This is a genomic window from Acinetobacter portensis (assembly GCF_009372215.1).
GTDB classification, from domain to species: Bacteria; Pseudomonadota; Gammaproteobacteria; order Pseudomonadales; family Moraxellaceae; genus Acinetobacter; species Acinetobacter portensis.
In genome coordinates this window covers 1-16,795 of sequence record NZ_LWRV01000076.1, presented here as the reverse complement: position 1 = coordinate 16,795, position 16,795 = coordinate 1, and the positions used below count along the sequence as shown (strand labels likewise).

Sequence of the window (16,795 nt, the reverse complement as noted above, 5' to 3'; positions counted from 1 at the left end):
AGAATGAGAAATAAACATTGGAATACTAAGCTTTCTTATTCCCAAATACACGTTTTTTCTTAATAACAATGCTTTTTTGAGTTGTTAAGGCTACTTTTTCAGGTACCTTTTTAACAACCTTACGTTTAACAATAGTTGTAGGCTTAGGTTTAACATTCACTTCATTTTCAAAATTAGGTTCGTTTGGCATATCAATAGATACACGTTCAGCAACACGTTTTAAATTCGGTTGCATAATTTTCAAAGCAGCCAAAGCATAAACACGACAATCTAGTGCTTCATTTCGTACCCGATCTGGCTTATGCCACTCTCTAATTGGCTGACCTTTCACATAACGAATAATTAATTTTTCCGCTGTTAATTGTCGGTACCATTCACTTTCACGGTCATGTGGAAAATGACAATAACCTGGTCCTTTCTTTTCTAAATCTAAACGGCGCATGACTGTTAATTTCGCTTCATCAACACCCACAATAAATAAATCAATTTTACGTTTATCTTTACCTGATTGTTTACGCTGTGGACTTTGCACAATTGGCATCCCCCAACCTGCACGCCCTTTAATTGCAAATAATTTACGGTTTCTTCGGCTTTTGACATACTCATAAGCACGTTGTGTATAACCAGCTGTACCACCAGTATCTAAACATGCGGCCGAAATACTCAGTTGAGCACCTGATTCATGCAAATATGTATCTTCAAGAATATCGTCTAATTCTTCCCAAATTTCATCACCAAGCGGATCACCCCAAAGCACACGGTAATCAATAGACCAACTTTCTTCACCTACGCCCCAAGCAACAATCTCAAGCTCCAAACGATCCATCTGCATATCGATACCACACGTCAAATAGACACCAGCATTTGGTACTCGTGCTATATATTCCTCGGCACGAAGTTGCAGTATTTCAGGATCAGCCTTATCGCCATTTTCTTCATAAGTTTCACCGAGTGATACGTTTACGAATACCTGCAAGTCATCAAGTGCCAATTTATCCAAATAAGATTGCACAATGTCACGCATCTTACGAAATGTTGAAAGCATCTCTGGTGCATGAAAACTAATATGTCCCTTAAAAGGTTTCTCAGCTTTCCAACCATGGCCAAGCTTTTCAGCATTACGAATTGAGGCAATACGTTCACCATCAGACCACATTTCACCACAACATTCACAACGATAACCTGCTGTTTCTACATCATGCTCTTGATCTAAATCTTCTTTAGCATCTTGGATATTGGTAGATTTTCGCCCCTGCCAAGTTACATTTTCCCATCTTAAGAATTGTGCTTCACCACAATATGGACAAGGCACATAATAACGACGCATATCACCCTGCTTAAATGCATTTTCAACACGACTTGCTCCAGCAATTGTTGGTGTACTTGATTCTGTTCTTAAGGCTTGATCACCAAATGTCGCTGAACGCTGAGCAAGTAATTCAATTGGATCACCTTCTGCTGTCGCCTCCATACCATCAATTTCATCTGCATGAGTAATTGGTGCTGAACGTGAACGCAATGTTTTTGGAGATCCAGCCCATGAAAACATCAACCAACCACCAACATAGGAAATCATGCGGCTGTTATTCACACCGTCACGACTACGTGGCTTGGCCATCTTTTGTGAAATAGATTTGTTTGCTTCAATCATTGGACGAAGCTTAGTTTCTAGAAAGGTTTGCACATCACCTTGTGTTGGCTGTACAAATATTTGTGATTTAGGTTCATGAGCAATGAAATAACCTGTCGCACATTGCTGAATAGTAGTTTTACCAAGCTGTGCGCCTGTCATATATGTAATACGACGCACACCATATTCTTTAATAGCATCAATCATGCCCCGCTGATACGGTGCATTATCAAAATTAATTGGACCTGGTATCGCATTACCCACAGGGATCTTAATATTTTTTTCTGCCCATTTGCTCGGTAGAATATCTGGTGGCGGTACCAGATGGTGCATAGAGCGTTTTACAGCATCAAGAACAGATCCATAATTACTGAATATAGAAAGATCACTCAATCTCTTCCTCCTCCAGCTCTTCTTCAGCTGAAGTTTCAAGTGCCAAAATCAATTCAGCTTTTAATTTTTCTTTAAACGTACGCTCATCTGTTTCACCCAATAATTGTAAAACGGCACGTTGTGGCACATTCATAATATTGGCACGTATAGCAGCAAAAACCATAGATTGAGCACGTTCAAATTCTGCAATTAATGCCACTTCACCTTTTTTTTCAGCAAGCTCTAATTCGGCAAGTTCAGTTTCTGCTTTTTGTTTTCGAAGCTTAAGTTCATCCATATCATCTGGAATATCGCCTGTTGCTCGATCTACGGCTTCATCTTGCAACCATGATGAAATTTGTGCCGTATTAAATTTCCATTCTTGCCCTTTTCCATGACCACGTACTACTACTGGGCAACCTTTTTTCACCCACGAATCGACAGTAGTTAAAGCAACGCCAAAAACCTCTGCAAGCCCTGCTCTACTTACGTTTTGACCCTTTACAGCACTTGTCATAACAAGACATCATCCGAACCATTTTTTTATGGAGAAGTAGTAGTATGTTTGGATTTGAAAATTCACGCAGATATGAAAACCTGCGAGGTCTTTGCCCCCGCTTGGGGTGCCCCTCTGGAAGTACCTTGGGAAACTATTTTTTCTTTGGAATCAGTTGTTTCGGTCTGACCGTTGCAAAGCTCTCTGTCTTGCTTGATGAGAGCTTGAGCACTCTTGAGTTGCTCTGCTACGGCGTCTGCTCTTGTGGCATACCGAATAAGAAACTCGACATCTCTGTCGTGAAGTCCGCCTGTTGCGGTTGCATGATTGCCGCTGATGCTGTTGGCAGTGCTGGACACATCGGGGCATTGCTTGGCTTTAAGTGAGTCGCGCAACCTGAGATTGTTAGCGCGATACTCATTAATAACATACGCTTCATTGTGCTTCATTTCCTCTATTTTTGCAAGGTGTTCAGCCTCTATTTGCTCTTGTTTTTCATAGCTTTGACGCTCACGATCTAGAGTCTTTGCTACTTGTACTTCCAGTGATTCTATGTGCTTTTGATAGCTTTCTATTTGCTCTGATTTGGCACTGTTATAGCCATAATCGTAACTACACCAACCAACAAAGCTGGTAAATAAAACGAGTGCCATGGCGATGAAGATTGATGTATTCATATATACCTACGTTAAGAACAATTGTTTTTCTTTAGCACGGCGATTCTTTAGACCATTAATGACTTTGCCATTATCGTAGACCCAGCGATCAAATTGCCCTGCAGCTAAATCAAACTTAGTTTGATTAATTAAAGTAAGCATCGTGCTCTTAACAAATGCTGTTTCACCAATGTTGTAAACAAATGAAGCCAACGCATCGAATTGGTTTTGATTGATTTTTACTTTGATGTGTTTATCTAAGCATGCATCAACCCACTTACAATCATTAATGAGCCACAGTTCGGCTTGCCCTTTAGTGCATGTGTCACCACTTTTTACACGTGTACCATCTGGATACTTAATGGTTCCATATCCAATAGTCCATACACCACCAGTATCTTTATACGCTTTTGGCTCAAATCCCTCGCTTTCACGAATGATTGAATAGCCATAGTTGGAAATATCAAATAACCCCGATACTTCTTTCGATAACGAATAGCCAATTAATGAAGTAAATGTTTCAAGACCATGGCATGCAATGATTTCATCACCAGCAACCACTTGTGCCTTTTCAAGTTTTCCACCTGACATTGCTCGAAGCCATGAGTATGCTTGAGCAATCTGTGCTGATTGATCAATACTCATGATTTACCGCCTTTTTTCCAGTTCTTAAGCATATTTACAAAAAAATCTTTAAAACTAATTTCCTTGTAAGCACCTGATTTAATCCAAGCGAACAACTCTTGAAATATCAAACCACCTAAAGCACCTGTTAAAAAGCCTATACCACCAGCGTGTGTCGGAGCCAAATCAAAATAATGCATGATTAGTGAAGTAAGGTAATGAGCTGAAAATGCCCCCGATAGCAAGAAGAAAAGATAATCACCAAGTGTCTTTAATTGCTCTTTGTTGTATCTAGTAGCCACTATTGCCCCCACTAAACCTGCAATCCAATACTGCATTACATTTAGAGAGTCACTTAGGAATTTAAGTATAGCGACCCACCATTCGTTTCCACCCATTGCACAAATACCTGCGATAATTTTTTTTATTGTTGAGTATCACAATGGAGTTTTCATTATTCACAATTTAAAAGTCATCTGCTGAGTGTTTAATTCCGCTTCATAGATTCTTGATACAATTCGTTCAGTCACATTAAAAATATTTGCAAGCTCTTGAATACCCAAACCGCTTTTAATCATTTGACGGATACCATTATCTCGTGCTTTCAGAATGAGCTGTTTGCATTGAGCTAATACAAGCAACTCTCCCCCGAATTCTTTAGAAAGTTTTTCTGCATCTGGATAACCAAGAGTTTTGACAAGAAAATGATTCATCTCGAGTCGTTTCAGTGTTGGCACATAAAGAAACAATTGTCCCTGTCCTGCACGTTTTTCTGTTTTGTATCGTGGGCATTGGCTAACAAGATAAAGTGCATTATGTCGACCAATGACCTCAGCAATACTTCTTAAATCTCCATTCAAATCATCAATACTTTCCATATCAAACCCTATCTAGTGTTTAGCTATACGGCGAAAAACCAACATTGCTGCATCACGAGCATGCTCGTTGGTGCGACCTGACCAGCCTGTTCTTTTTTTAAATACATCTGCTTTTGTTTTAGTTGCGTTTGCTTTTGGATGGATCATGATGTAATTCAAATCTTGTTCTTTACACCAAACTTCCCAAATTTGTGCATCACGCTTTACAGACCCTACGCCTTGGGCTTTTTCTCGACCACCTGTAAACCATGTCCGTAAACGCGCATCTTCGATATAAAGCTTTATGTTTTCTTTTCCATGCTCAGTTACCAATTCATTAATGTTGGCCATAGCTTGAGTAATGGATAAACATTCAACTTCTTGCAGGTCTCCACCGTTGCCACTATCAATAGCAACGGCGAAACCTGTGTTTACTCCTGTATCAATACCGATGAGTATTTTTTTATTCACGATTCACCTCGCAAGGCTTTTTCTTCACGTAAGCTCATGTATGCCTTGTGCCACTCTTTACGGCATTCATCCATGTAAACAAAAGCATTGTGTAGTGCTTGCTTTTCCTTCTCCAACTGCTCGATTTTGGATTGTTGTTCTTGGAATGCGTACCATGCGCCATTAACAAACCCAGTATGTAGTGTTGAAAATTCAGAAGCGTAAGTTTGCTTTCTTTCGTTAAAAAACACATCGCCATTTTCAAGGCGTATTTTAATCTCAGGAAACGCCTCAAATTGTCTGTTTAACTCACCCACCGCACACCTCCAATCTTCCGCCTGCTTGAATTTCTTTGGGTTCTGCATGACGTAAATAAAAATCAGATGCCATGCAACCAAGCATATGCATAGTCAAATCACCATGTATTGGTGCTATGAAATATCTAGAGTTCTCAACACGTAAAATCACATGCAAGCGGTTAGAGCTTTGTGGCTTGTTTTTAATAACCACCTTATCCCCAACCTTGTATTCAATCTTCATTCGCTTCCCACCCCTGTTCCAACAACAATTCTTCTTCTAAATCCCTGTTCATACCGCCACCCAAAATAATTGTTTTGCCTTATCTGTCGCTTTAAATCCCAATGGCTTACACCCATCGGAAATCAAATAACCCTCTTCAACCAACTGTCTTGAAATCACATTTGCAGAAATTCTCGATAGACCTGTCCATTCAGCAACATCCATTGTGCTAAATCGCCCTTTGCTTTGAATCGCATTTTTTAAAACAAGTACAATTTTTTCGGTTTGTTTTACTGCGCTGTATTTTCCTTTCACACCCCACTCCCAACTTTCACAACAACCGCACCGATTAACATAAATGCGAATAGAAATACCTTGTTCATACTTGATCACCTGCACGTTTAAGCGCATTTACACCCTTAAGCTGTTGAACTAAATGAGTTGGGCAAGGAACAATTTTTCTATTGCTGCTCTCATCAAAACCAAGCGCTTTAACCTCTTCAGGCTTCACCCAAAACTCTTGCTCACGACCTTTTTCTTTGGCACGGCGTAGATAATCGTGATAGATATCTTTAAATGCGAAATGAGCGGCTTTTTGCCCTTCAACCATCAAAATATGACGAACCTCATCAAGACTGCATTTTGTTAACGCCGTAATCTTCACTGTTGGATCTGATTCAAACTGCATTGCTTTCGCCCAAGCCATGTCTGCAGTCCACCAATCACCGCCTTGCTCACACAAACTACGAAACTTAGGAAGTGATGGACACCATTCTTCAGAGTTCATTCGTTGTAAGCCACGAGCAATATCCTTAGGCGTTAAACCGTTAAGAACTCGACAAGTTAGCTGTTGAAGCTCTTGGTCTGAATAACCTTGGTATTTCTTACCAAACTCAGTGCCAAATACTTCGCTGATTGCATCCAAAACCATGTTGGCCACTTCTGCAGGGAAAGTAATTTCAAATGCATTTTTAAATAATTCGATATTGCTCATACTGTTTGACCTCCAACGGTACGCATCTGCTGAACTTGATCCTGTTGTCCAAAACGACGGCGTTGCTGTGACTGTGTATTTTGTTGAGCAGGTGCGGTGTTTTGTGGCTTAGGTGGATAAACACTCTGGTAACTACCAATAATTGAATTTTCCAAAGCGGTGTTTGCTTGTTCGCCATAGCCAACCAATTTTTTCAGTAAAATATTCACGGCGTTTTCGGTGAGTGGTTTACGAATTGATTTACGCATTTCAACAAACTGAATCCACAAATCACGATTTACGTTTTCAGGTAGTTCAACAGCATGAGCATCGAATAAATTCTGCTGATCTGCTTTTGGTTTTTCAGCCTTAGGATTTTCAGAAACACGTTCACTTTTTTTATTTATTTTTTTATTTTGTATAGTTGTTTTTGATAGTTGTTTTTGTGTGTAAAAATTCTTTACTAGTAAAGGTAAAATATTTTTACTAGCGTAGTTAAAATTCTTTACTAGCAGGGGTAAAATATTTTTACTAGCAGAATCACCATTTTTAGCCGTTTTTTCATCTAGTAAAATATCTTTACTAGGGAAATTAACCATCAAACTTACATTTGAATCATCACCTAATTTATAAGTTTTGCCATGGAATGTACTTGGCTTTTCAACAACAAGTCCAAACTTAACTAACTCACGTAAGCACTTAATAATTGTTGGGCGACTCTTGCCTGTAAACGCTTCAAATTGAGTTAATGAAATAGAATCCATCTCTTTACCCCAACCACGTGTTTTACGGCAAATAAGCAAATAGAGCTTTGTTGATGCATCTGATATTTGACACATAACATCATCAACAAAAGCATTTGGCACTTGAAAGCTATTCGGAATAAAACTCATGCTGCTACCCCTTCACTTACAAGCTTTTCAATTACCCATGCTTCACCTTTAGTTGTGAACATTGGCTGAGAATGACCAGTAGTTGTTTGCTTTAATTCACCTAAGCCTTGATCTTCAAACCATGTGTTAAATACACGACTGCGTTTATGAGCTTTGTTATAAACACGGAAGTTATCAAGAATACGATTAAGTGCTACAGCAGACATATGAAGCTTCGATGCTACTTGTGTTGCTGTTAAAAGATGGTCCTTAGCAACCACGGCGTCGTAATGAGCAACCTTTGGCGCAGCAAGTTCTAATTGCTTGGCTTGATCTGCTGCTAACTGAAGTGCCTCAGCGAATGATTGAGGAATTTGATTTTGGTTTTCGAGTTCATACCAACGTTTAACAAGTGCTGCTGTAAATTCAGGGCAAAGTTGTGCAACCACGGTAATTGAATCTAATTTCCCTTTTTCACCTGAGAAAATATAAAGCTTAGGGGTTACACCATTAGGGGCTTTAATCCCATCCCCCATTGGGGGTTGTGCTATTACGCCACGCTCAACCAACCTTTCAATTGATTGTTTCACCTTGTCATGACGTGATTGAACAAGCTCAGAAATATCTAGACTTGTCATACTCTGTTGATTGTGTTTGAATTGTGTCATCATATTCATGTTCATTTCCTTCTGTAGTTTTTGAACAACCGAAAAAGCCTGATCTCGTGAATCAGGCTTTTTCTTTTTCTACACATGCACGTACTTGTGCATCAAGTTTGGCAAGCACTTCATAAAGCGCATGAATTACTTTTGACATATCTGTTGCTTCACCTTCTGTAATACGACCATCCGCCATCATTTCTTTGAAGACAGATTGAATATCACCACCACCAATTCCCATACTTAAAACAAGTTCTGTTAAAGCCATGTCTTGGCATTCAGGAATCTTTGGTAAATCAATTGCGATCTTTCCGTGTTCAGCATTAAGGTTTTGCAAAACACGATAATCACCAGTAATCGCCATTATTTTCGATGCTTCTAACAGCGTTAAATGATGAGTGTCAGTATTTGGGTTCACTTTGCTGTTAAGTACAGCAGGACTTTTAATTCCTATGCGTGGAGCCAAAGCGCTTGCACCACCTGGGAAATCATGCACTGTGTTGTATGCGGCATCTAATATGTTCATTGCATGTTCCTTTGAACGTTTTTATGTAGATTTGATTGAGTGATAATTTGTTTTAAGCAGCTTCTGTGTTTTTTCTAAGAAAGAAATTAAACAATTGTTCGTGAGTGAGCTTTTTCTCACTTGCATCAACAATCGCTTGAATTGTTTCCATTCGAGGTTTTTTCCGCGCATGAATTAAGTGAGATTCCATGTAGCCATGAGAGACACCGACCTTTAAACAAAATTCGGCCTTTTTAGCCTCGGGTAATGCTCTCCAATAAGTATGCAGGTCAAGCATAAATACACCTAAAAGGTAAAGTTAATATAAATATACCTAACAGGTAATAATTAATCAACCTAACAGGGTATTTATTTTTTCTACCTGTAGGGTAAATTATTAACAAATACTAACTAGTGAGTTTGAAATGGCTAATTTGCTAAAAATTCATGAAATCAGATTGATAAATGCTCGTAAGATTCTTAAAGAAAGTGGGCTAGATAGGACTGGTTTTGCTGAAAAGATAGGTCTTTCATACAATCTATTGAGTCAATATATTGGAAAGAACCCAACCAAAAATATTGGTGATGATACTGCTGAGAAAATTGAAAAAGCATTTGGTAAACCTGCTGGATTCCTAGATCAAGCATCTACAAGCGCTAGTGCAAAAATAAGAGAGGGATTTGATAATGAAATTGACCTATCAAATAAAATTCCATTGCACGGCGCTCCGATCCCTGTCATTTCATGGGTAGCAGCAGGTTCATTCACAGCTATTGAAACTGTAATTAAAGACGCAGAAATAGACGAATGGCTTCCACCAAATAAAGACTGTGGCAAGAATGGTTACGGCTTAATTGTCACTGGTGTTTCAATGTCACCTAAATTCGAAATTGGTGACCGTATTTATGTCAATCCTGATGTTCAGACTTTCGATCTACAATCAGATGATTTAGTTATTGTTTCTTGTGCTGGTGATACCGAGGCTACATTCAAGCAATTAATTATTGAGGGTGGTTCAAAATATCTAAAACCATTAAACCCTAATTGGCCTGAGCAAATTATTAAACTTAGTGAAGATTGCCGTTTGGTTGGGAAAGTTGTTGGGTTATATAGAAAAATTTAAATAAGGATTGTTAAAGATGTTTGATTTACCGATAAACAGAGTAATAAAAAAACTTAATGATGCAGCAGAAAACAATCAAGAACTGATTTTAACCCCTGATGAGGTTAAAGTCTTAGCCAAAGATAGAGGTAGCAATCACCGTATTCCTGTACTTACCAATGAGCAAGTTATCCAACTATGCAATGAAGGTAAACTAGGACAAAAAGTCACAAATAAAAAGGATTAATAAAGCATGCCAAATTTAGAAGAAATCAAACAACAACTATCACATGTGGGTGGTATAGAAAATCTGTTTGGTAGAAAAGAAATTAAAGAATTGCCAGCCATTTTATGGGATAACGAAATAGTTGAAGGGATGATTACAGGCACCTACAACAATGGTATGGGGGTATTATTTGCCACAAATAAACGATTAATATTTGTAGATAAAGGGTTGTTATTTGGATTGAAAGTTGAAGACTTTCCTTTGGATAAAATTACTTCTATACAATATGAAACTGGCTTAATGTTTGGGAAAATTACAATTTTTGCTTCTGGAAACAAAGCCATCATTAAAGATACAGAGAAAAATTTGACTAGAAATTTTAGTGAAATCATTCGAGTTAAAATAGATAACTTCAATAAAAAACCAGAAAATATTAATACTCAAATATCACCAGAAAACATTGAACTCAGTATGGAGGAAAAAATTCAACAGTTAGAACGCCTTTTAAAATTAAAAGAAGCTGGAATTTTGACTGATGAGGAATTAGCTACACAAAAAGCAAAGATCTTAAATTAATTATTAACCCGACACAGTCCTTACAACAGATCGGGCGGAGAAAATCTTGATCTTAGATAGAGAATTACAATTACATTTACTTGAAAGAATGGCAGAAGAATATCCTAGCTATTGGGATATGAGCAAGGAATATGCAGATGATGGTTCGGATGAATATAACAAAGTAGTCACTAATCTTTATTACTTAATGCAACACAATTTGATTGAAAAAAAGAGCATAACTATTAGTAATGCTCTCGGTAGAGGATTTAATTTAATAGTTAAATTGCCAACAATAAATGAAAATGGGATGGACTTCCTTGCTAGTGATGGTGGGTTGTCTGCAATACTTAAAGTAGTAACAATTAAATTTGAAACAAATACACTAAAAGCAATTTTAGCAAATAAAATTAATCAATCTGACCTCCCCCTTGAGAATAAGAAGTCAATGATTGATGCACTCGAAGAGCTTCCTGCCGAGTCCATAAAACACCTGTCCACGAAACTATTGGATGAGTGTGTTGATAATCTACCGGCAGCAGTTCTTCTAATTGGAACGTGGTTGAGCTCTTTCTGATAAATTTTAGATACATATTCCCGCCATCTAAAAGAAACACATCGCCTTCTATATCAATCGCGGTGTAAATACCAGGGGTTTTCATAGGTCTATTTTGTGTACTTAGGTGTATTCCTAAATTATTAAAATCCATAACAAACTCCATCTAACCCACCCTGTGTGGGTTTTCTTTTGTCTATTAAAACTTAATTTACCTAAAGAGTAAAAAATATTTTAAATTATTTACCTGCTAGGTATTTACTTTATTTTACCTCATAGGTATATTTATCTCACACACCAACCCAATGTGAGTAAATAAAATGGAATTAAAAAGTCATCTAATAAAGTGCTCATTGGCTTTAGCTTTAATTTTCATATTAGCAAGCGCGTATGCCCTTGCCCCAGCTAAAACACAAACAGAATTGCTGCCAGATCCTAGTGAAGAAATCGAAATTCACGCAGATAAATACCAGGTAATTAAATCAAATCCTCATTGTCTTGGTTGGTGCAGTGCAACACTTAAAGCTGGCGACTACCAAATAGAACTCGATTACAACATCGTTGATGGCGATGTTGAACAAATCGATGAAGTTAAAGCCTCTCTACACGGCGATCTAATCCCTAACATCTATATAGATCGCAATGAGTATTCAAAGATCAGTAACGCCGTGAGTAATCAATCATGAGCTACACATATTCTTCAATCACACGCGTATTACTCATCAAACAAGATGGTCGTGAAAAGACATACAAAGATATCAATTTGTTCGGCATTGAAGATTGCATTAAAGACTTTGTTAATAGTTGGGGCTTTCGTCATAGCTAAACTCGCAAACTCAATATCAGGTGCATTCCTAGAATGGCTTGAGCGTGGTGGTCATAAGCTCACGATTAAAAAGAATCTTATGGTTGCAATCAAGGGAAATAAGCGTGGTGTTATTCCTTTTGAGCATCACAAAATTCAAGAATTCTACGAACTGGATGAATACCTTTCTGAGCGTTATGAATTGTTCTTAAAGCAATGGCTCAACAATGGAAAGAGCTTCATTTACGAGTTACAGAATGCGATTGCTGGCAAATATTTCAGGGCACAGCATCAAAACAAATTAATGAAATTGGCGAAGGTGGCTTAAATGACTAAGTACATCGAAACAGAACTTGGTACTGAAAAAAAATGTATTCATTGCGGCGATTACTTCCCTGCAACAAAGCAATTTTTCTTTGGTACTGGTCGCAATAAAAAAGATGGCACTGCTTGTTTAGAAGCTAACTGCAAAGCTTGCTACAAGGAACGATTTAAACCATGGATTCAGCGTTGTTATGACGTAGCACATAGATATGAGGTGGCGTGATGGATATTCAAAGAAAAGCGTTTGAAGAATCAAACAATGTAAATCCCGACTGGTCTTTTAAGTTTGATGAAGAATTACAACAATATATTGCTGTTGATTTTGAAATGACAAGTCAGGTCGATGAATTTAATGAGCACTGGGATACGTTCCGTGCAGGGTGGCAAGCAGCCAAAGCCCAAGTGGTGCCTGAAACGCCTAAACACAAAAATGGTTATTACATTCGTGACCTTAGAAACCCTATTGGTAATTGTATGAAGTTTTGGTACCAGTGTGGATATGGCACCAAACATAAAAACTTCTTTTGGTGTGAAACTTTAGAAGAAGCAAAAAAATATCAAGGTGGTTGTGATTGGTTTGAAATTTGGCATGCACCCTACATTGATTCACTTGTTGAACACACAGTTGATTTTCAATTAGCTGATAGAAATATTGGTTTTGTAGATTTAAAAGCACAGGAGCAAGGCCATGAGTAGAACTTCAAAACAAATCGTTGATCAAACTCATGATCTCGCTGAAGCTTTCTATCTACACCTTGGGTATGAACATGTTAGAGAACATCATGGGAATCTATATGAATCAACCCACCCTACAGAGCAAAGCATGTGGCATTTAGCATGTCTAGCTCAAATAGAATTAACAGCAACAGATCCAAATGATGCCTTAAGCGAATTAGATGAGGAGCCAACCAATGACTGAATACAAAATTACAAGTCTAAAGGATCTACTAAACATCCCTGTGGATCGAGTTGATGATTGCTTGGATGAGTTAAAAGATGGCTTGAAGTTGATGCATGCTCAAATGGTGGCTTTTGAAATCCCTGTGGCTGACGCTGTATTCGATAGCTTCACCTGGAAAGATGATGGTGCGAAAGATATGACCAGCAATGCGCATTTTTCTTGTGGTGGTGTTGTTCAAGTTAAGGTGGATCGAAATGACTGAAATTCAAAAAAACATTGCTGTAGCGAATTTGGTCATCGATGAGCTTCATAAAGATAAGCCTTTCATTATGAAGCTAAACATCGAAGAGCGTAAAAATTTCTTATCGATTTTAGGTGCTGCAAAAATTGATATGAAGATTAACCATCATGCGAATGGCTGTGACATTTTAATAGAAGAATCTATTGTGCATCCGCTTTATGCAGTCATGGCTACTTACATCGCAAAGCATGAAAAGCCTAAAAATGACATTGATGATTTCATTGCAAGCGGTGAGTTTGATAAGGCGTTTAAAAATGTATTTGGGTTACCTAAAGGTGTAGTGAAAAGTTTGAAGGAGGTCTCATAATGCGAAATAATTCCGAACATGAACTATTGCAAGCTATTTATGATGAAATGCAAGAGCTTAAAAAAGCAGTGCGAATTAAAGATGAGCGTCGAGTGAGTGTTAGAGAATTTGCTCAACGTATGAATGTCACCCCTGCCACCATTTACAATCGAATTAAAGAAGGTGTGGTGAGTGAGCCACTAAAAGATGGGAAATTAAGTTATTGGCTTAATTCTTATGTAAATTCTGTTGTCACACAAGCCTTAAACTCTGATAAAGTAGCCGCTTAAACAAGCGGCTTTTTTAATTGCGCTTTATTTATGTAAAATTCCAATTGTGAGTAACATTGTGAGTAACATGTTAAAATGTTATTTGTTACCACTATATAAATCAGAGGTTTATACGCAAAATGCTTCTAATGATCGACAACTATGACTCTTTTACTTATAACATCGTCCAATATTTTGGCGAGTTAAATCAAGAAGTGAAAGTAGTACGTAATGATGCCGTGACATTGGAGGATATTGAGCGATGGCAACCGAAGTATTTGGTCATTGGTCCTGGCCCTTGTTCACCATCTGAAGCAGGTATTTCTATTCCCGCAATTCAACATTTTGCAGGGAAAATTCCATTACTTGGTGTGTGTTTAGGGCATCAAAGTATTGGACAAGCTTTTGGTGGTGATGTTGTTCGTGCAAAACGAGTCATGCATGGTCGTTTATCTGATATGTATCACAGCGACAAAGGCATTTTCAGTAACTTACCTTCTCCATTTTCAGCAACACGCTATCATTCTTTAGTGATTGATCAAGCAACTTTACCTGAATGTTTAGAAGTCACCTGCTGGACCAATGAAGCAGATGGTTCCATGGAAGAGATTATGGGTGTTAAACATAAGACATTGCCTGTTGAAGGCGTGCAGTTTCATCCTGAATCTATTTTGAGTGAACACGGTCATCAAATCTTCAAAAACTTCTTAGAAATTTATGCATAGAGCGTAGCCCAAGATATGAATATTCAACAAGCTTTAAGTAATATCACTAAAAACATTCACTTAACACAAGAACAAATGGAAGATGTAATGCGTAGCATTATGTCTGGCGAAGCAACTGACGCACAAATTGGCGCACTCATGATGGGCTTACGCTTAAAAGGCGAAAGCATTGATGAAATGACAGCTGCTGCACGTATTATGCGTGAATTCGCCACTAAAATAGATGTCAGCGATACCCCTTATTTAGTGGATATTGTAGGTACAGGTGGCGATGGTCAAAACATCTTTAATGTATCCACAGCATCTGCATTTGTGATTTCTGCCGCAGGTGCAACGGTTGCTAAACATGGTGGTCGTGGTGTTTCAGGTAAATCAGGATCAACCGATTTATTAGAACAAGCAGGTATTAATCTCGATCTTAATATGCAACAAACAGAACGTTGCATTCGAGATATTGGCGTAGGCTTTTTATTTGCACCCAACCATCACAAAGCAATGAAATACGCTGCTGCCCCACGTAAAGAATTGGGGATTCGCACATTATTTAATTTACTTGGCCCGCTTACGAATCCGGCTGGAGTAAAACGCTTTGTGATTGGCGTATTTTCGAATGAATTATGTCGTCCAATGGCAGAGGTTTTAAAACAACTTGGTGCTGAACATGTAATGGTGGTGCATTCTAAAGATGGTTTAGATGAAGTCAGCTTAGCTTCGGCAACTTATGTTGCAGAACTCAAAAATGGCGAAATCACAGAATGGATGATTCAGCCTGAAGAAGTCGATATTGAATCTCAAACATTGGTTGGCTTAACGATTGATAGCCCTGCTGAAAGCTTGGCGCTCATCAAAAATGCATTAGGCAAAAAGAAATCTGATATTGGTGACAAAGCTGCCAACATGATTGCACTCAATGCAGGTGCAGGTATTTATGTTTCAGGTTTAACCAACTCTTATAAGCAAGGTGTTGCCCTTGCCCATGACATTATTTATGGCGGTCAAGCTTTAGAGAAAATGGATGTGCTTTCAGAGTTCACCAAAACATTAAAACAGTACGAAGCTTAAGATTGAAGGAACATCATCATGGTTGATATTGCAAATACGATCTTAGGTAAAATTGTTGATCGTAAACAAGAAGAATTTGCCGTTCGTTTAAAACAACGTAGCTATAAAGATGTTGAAGAGCTTGCTCAAGCAGCAACGCCTATTCGTGGTTTTGCACAATCGTTATTGAGCAAACGCCCAGGTGTAATTGCTGAAATTAAAAAAGCATCACCTTCTAAAGGGATTATTCGTGAAAACTTTAATCCTGCGGAAATTGCTCAGCAATATGAAGATGCAGGTGCTGCATGTTTATCTGTTTTAACCGATGTCGATTTTTTCCAAGGTGCAGATGAAAACATTCAAATTGCACGTAATAATTGTGCCCTTCCTGCACTTCGTAAGGATTTCTTAATCGATCCTTATGGTGTGATTGAAGCTCGTGCTTTACATGCAGATTGTATTTTGTTGATTGTTGCTTGCTTGTCCGATCAGCAGCTTGAAGAAATGTCGAAAACTGCATTTGAGCAAAATTTAGATGTGCTTGTAGAAGTACATGATGAATATGAGCTTGAACGTGCATTGCGTCTTTCAGATCGTTGTTTATTGGGTGTGAATAACCGCAACCTTAAAACTTTTGATGTCGATTTAAATACATCTTTACGTTTAAAAGCACTGCTTGAACCATCTCGTTTATTGGTTACTGAAAGTGGTATTGCAACGCCTGCTGATGTAGCGATGATGCAAAAAAATGATATTCATGCATTTTTAGTCGGCGAAAGCTTTATGAAACAACCACGCCCTGATCATGCATTTAAAGAATTGTTTGGCGTTCCAACATCTGTATAAAAACAAAAAGCTCAGAGTGTTCGCATTCTGAGCTTTAATCTCTACTATCAAGCATCCTAATGAATTAAAAAAAGAATCTTTGAATAAAGATTATGAAGTTATTTTTTATCATTAATTCAAAATAACATAGAAGCTCTTAAATCTTTAGGTGTAACTGATTTCGATCTTATTATAGATGTCTATTACTCCGATCAATGTAATTTTGAAATCCTCAATTTTTCTACTATAGCCAAATCCTAAAAAC

At 38.0% G+C, this 16,795-nt stretch carries 31 protein-coding genes; 16 read left to right on the top strand and 15 right to left on the bottom strand.

Annotated elements, in window-relative coordinates; translation table 11 throughout:
• Nucleotides 1–25: 25 nt before the first annotated feature.
• From A6M14_RS08265 to A6M14_RS08195, 15 genes are all read right to left on the bottom strand, one after another.
• Nucleotides 26–2,023 carry a phage terminase large subunit family protein gene (locus tag A6M14_RS08265; RefSeq protein ID WP_206669622.1) on the bottom strand — a complete coding sequence of 666 codons (1,998 nt, stop codon included), beginning with the start codon at nt 2,021–2,023 and terminating at the stop codon, nt 26–28.
• Nucleotides 2,016–2,519, bottom strand: a complete 504-nt coding sequence (locus tag A6M14_RS08260; protein WP_152874487.1) for a terminase small subunit — start codon at nt 2,517–2,519, stop codon at nt 2,016–2,018. Before A6M14_RS08260 ends, A6M14_RS08265 begins: the two co-directional genes overlap by 8 nt.
• A gap of 62 nt (nt 2,520–2,581) precedes the next feature.
• Nucleotides 2,582–3,175, bottom strand: a complete 594-nt coding sequence (locus A6M14_RS08255; RefSeq protein WP_152874486.1) for a lysis system spanin subunit — start codon at nt 3,173–3,175, stop codon at nt 2,582–2,584.
• Nucleotides 3,176–3,181: 6 nt separating this feature from the next.
• On the bottom strand, nt 3,182–3,799 hold the full coding sequence (locus A6M14_RS08250) for a lysozyme (protein ID WP_152874485.1): 618 nt from the start codon (nt 3,797–3,799) through the stop codon (nt 3,182–3,184).
• Nucleotides 3,796–4,176 (bottom strand): hypothetical protein, encoded by a 381-nt coding sequence (locus tag A6M14_RS08245; RefSeq protein WP_152874484.1) that lies wholly within the window; start codon nt 4,174–4,176, stop codon nt 3,796–3,798. The genes A6M14_RS08250 and A6M14_RS08245 overlap by 4 nt, the downstream gene beginning before the upstream one ends.
• Before the next feature lie 60 nt (nt 4,177–4,236).
• Nucleotides 4,237–4,656 (bottom strand): Mor transcription activator family protein, encoded by a 420-nt coding sequence (locus A6M14_RS08240; RefSeq protein ID WP_152874483.1) that lies wholly within the window; start codon nt 4,654–4,656, stop codon nt 4,237–4,239.
• 12 nt (nt 4,657–4,668) lie between these two features.
• Nucleotides 4,669–5,106 (bottom strand): hypothetical protein, encoded by a 438-nt coding sequence (locus A6M14_RS08235; protein ID WP_188110880.1) that lies wholly within the window; start codon nt 5,104–5,106, stop codon nt 4,669–4,671.
• A complete protein-coding gene (locus A6M14_RS08230; protein WP_152874482.1) occupies nt 5,103–5,402 on the bottom strand; it encodes a hypothetical protein in 300 nt (99 codons plus the stop codon). Before A6M14_RS08230 ends, A6M14_RS08235 begins: the two co-directional genes overlap by 4 nt.
• A complete protein-coding gene (locus tag A6M14_RS08225; RefSeq protein WP_152874481.1) occupies nt 5,395–5,625 on the bottom strand; it encodes a hypothetical protein in 231 nt (76 codons plus the stop codon). Before A6M14_RS08225 ends, A6M14_RS08230 begins: the two co-directional genes overlap by 8 nt.
• A gap of 48 nt (nt 5,626–5,673) precedes the next feature.
• Complete coding sequence (locus A6M14_RS08220; RefSeq protein ID WP_187349133.1) at nt 5,674–6,015, bottom strand: hypothetical protein; 342 nt, start codon at nt 6,013–6,015, stop codon at nt 5,674–5,676.
• Entirely contained in the window at nt 5,984–6,598 is a 615-nt protein-coding gene (locus A6M14_RS08215) for a restriction endonuclease (protein WP_152874480.1), read from the bottom strand. Before A6M14_RS08215 ends, A6M14_RS08220 begins: the two co-directional genes overlap by 32 nt.
• On the bottom strand, nt 6,595–7,470 hold the full coding sequence (locus A6M14_RS08210; protein ID WP_152874479.1) for a replication protein: 876 nt from the start codon (nt 7,468–7,470) through the stop codon (nt 6,595–6,597). Before A6M14_RS08210 ends, A6M14_RS08215 begins: the two co-directional genes overlap by 4 nt.
• The gene (locus tag A6M14_RS08205; protein WP_152874478.1) at nt 7,467–8,126 is read right to left on the bottom strand and encodes a phage antirepressor KilAC domain-containing protein; all 660 of its coding nucleotides are present in this window, start codon (nt 8,124–8,126) and stop codon (nt 7,467–7,469) included. Before A6M14_RS08205 ends, A6M14_RS08210 begins: the two co-directional genes overlap by 4 nt.
• Before the next feature lie 52 nt (nt 8,127–8,178).
• Nucleotides 8,179–8,634 (bottom strand): phage regulatory CII family protein, encoded by a 456-nt coding sequence (locus A6M14_RS08200; RefSeq protein WP_152874477.1) that lies wholly within the window; start codon nt 8,632–8,634, stop codon nt 8,179–8,181.
• 52 nt (nt 8,635–8,686) lie between these two features.
• Nucleotides 8,687–8,911 carry an XRE family transcriptional regulator gene (locus A6M14_RS08195; RefSeq protein WP_152874476.1) on the bottom strand — a complete coding sequence of 75 codons (225 nt, stop codon included), beginning with the start codon at nt 8,909–8,911 and terminating at the stop codon, nt 8,687–8,689.
• A gap of 127 nt (nt 8,912–9,038) precedes the next feature.
• Here A6M14_RS08195 and A6M14_RS08190 point away from each other — a divergent pair, with 127 nt between their 5' ends.
• The 16 genes from A6M14_RS08190 (at nt 9,039) to trpC (ending at nt 16,551) form a co-directional block, all read left to right on the top strand.
• A complete protein-coding gene (locus A6M14_RS08190) occupies nt 9,039–9,737 on the top strand; it encodes a LexA family protein (protein WP_152874475.1) in 699 nt (232 codons plus the stop codon).
• A 16-nt stretch (nt 9,738–9,753) separates the two neighbouring features.
• Nucleotides 9,754–9,963: a hypothetical protein gene (locus A6M14_RS08185; protein WP_152874474.1), complete on the top strand. Its 210-nt coding sequence runs from the start codon at nt 9,754–9,756 to the stop codon at nt 9,961–9,963.
• A gap of 6 nt (nt 9,964–9,969) precedes the next feature.
• Nucleotides 9,970–10,518: a PH domain-containing protein gene (locus tag A6M14_RS08180; RefSeq protein WP_152874473.1), complete on the top strand. Its 549-nt coding sequence runs from the start codon at nt 9,970–9,972 to the stop codon at nt 10,516–10,518.
• Nucleotides 10,519–10,564: 46 nt separating this feature from the next.
• Nucleotides 10,565–11,074 (top strand): hypothetical protein, encoded by a 510-nt coding sequence (locus A6M14_RS08175; protein WP_152874472.1) that lies wholly within the window; start codon nt 10,565–10,567, stop codon nt 11,072–11,074.
• Between the two features lie 299 nt (nt 11,075–11,373).
• A complete protein-coding gene (locus A6M14_RS08170) occupies nt 11,374–11,739 on the top strand; it encodes a hypothetical protein (protein ID WP_152874471.1) in 366 nt (121 codons plus the stop codon).
• On the top strand, nt 11,736–11,879 hold the full coding sequence (locus A6M14_RS14110; protein ID WP_171500262.1) for a hypothetical protein: 144 nt from the start codon (nt 11,736–11,738) through the stop codon (nt 11,877–11,879). Before A6M14_RS08170 ends, A6M14_RS14110 begins: the two co-directional genes overlap by 4 nt.
• A complete protein-coding gene (locus A6M14_RS08165; protein ID WP_171500261.1) occupies nt 11,848–12,186 on the top strand; it encodes a hypothetical protein in 339 nt (112 codons plus the stop codon). Before A6M14_RS14110 ends, A6M14_RS08165 begins: the two co-directional genes overlap by 32 nt.
• Entirely contained in the window at nt 12,187–12,405 is a 219-nt protein-coding gene (locus A6M14_RS08160) for a hypothetical protein (RefSeq protein ID WP_152874469.1), read from the top strand.
• The gene (locus tag A6M14_RS08155; RefSeq protein ID WP_152874468.1) at nt 12,405–12,878 is read left to right on the top strand and encodes a hypothetical protein; all 474 of its coding nucleotides are present in this window, start codon (nt 12,405–12,407) and stop codon (nt 12,876–12,878) included. Before A6M14_RS08160 ends, A6M14_RS08155 begins: the two co-directional genes overlap by 1 nt.
• On the top strand, nt 12,871–13,101 hold the full coding sequence (locus A6M14_RS08150) for a hypothetical protein (protein WP_152874467.1): 231 nt from the start codon (nt 12,871–12,873) through the stop codon (nt 13,099–13,101). Before A6M14_RS08155 ends, A6M14_RS08150 begins: the two co-directional genes overlap by 8 nt.
• Nucleotides 13,079–13,345 (top strand): hypothetical protein, encoded by a 267-nt coding sequence (locus tag A6M14_RS08145; RefSeq protein WP_152874466.1) that lies wholly within the window; start codon nt 13,079–13,081, stop codon nt 13,343–13,345. Before A6M14_RS08150 ends, A6M14_RS08145 begins: the two co-directional genes overlap by 23 nt.
• Nucleotides 13,338–13,691 carry a hypothetical protein gene (locus A6M14_RS08140; protein WP_152874465.1) on the top strand — a complete coding sequence of 118 codons (354 nt, stop codon included), beginning with the start codon at nt 13,338–13,340 and terminating at the stop codon, nt 13,689–13,691. The genes A6M14_RS08145 and A6M14_RS08140 overlap by 8 nt, the downstream gene beginning before the upstream one ends.
• Nucleotides 13,691–13,960 carry an HTH domain-containing protein gene (locus A6M14_RS08135; RefSeq protein WP_152874464.1) on the top strand — a complete coding sequence of 90 codons (270 nt, stop codon included), beginning with the start codon at nt 13,691–13,693 and terminating at the stop codon, nt 13,958–13,960. Before A6M14_RS08140 ends, A6M14_RS08135 begins: the two co-directional genes overlap by 1 nt.
• A gap of 119 nt (nt 13,961–14,079) precedes the next feature.
• On the top strand, nt 14,080–14,664 hold the full coding sequence (locus A6M14_RS08130) for an anthranilate synthase component II (protein ID WP_152874463.1): 585 nt from the start codon (nt 14,080–14,082) through the stop codon (nt 14,662–14,664).
• Nucleotides 14,665–14,679: 15 nt separating this feature from the next.
• Nucleotides 14,680–15,726 carry an anthranilate phosphoribosyltransferase gene (trpD, locus tag A6M14_RS08125; protein WP_152874462.1) on the top strand — a complete coding sequence of 349 codons (1,047 nt, stop codon included), beginning with the start codon at nt 14,680–14,682 and terminating at the stop codon, nt 15,724–15,726.
• Nucleotides 15,727–15,744: 18 nt separating this feature from the next.
• Nucleotides 15,745–16,551 (top strand): indole-3-glycerol phosphate synthase TrpC, encoded by an 807-nt coding sequence (gene trpC / locus A6M14_RS08120; protein WP_152874461.1) that lies wholly within the window; start codon nt 15,745–15,747, stop codon nt 16,549–16,551.
• The last annotated feature ends 244 nt before the right edge of the window (nt 16,552–16,795 follow it).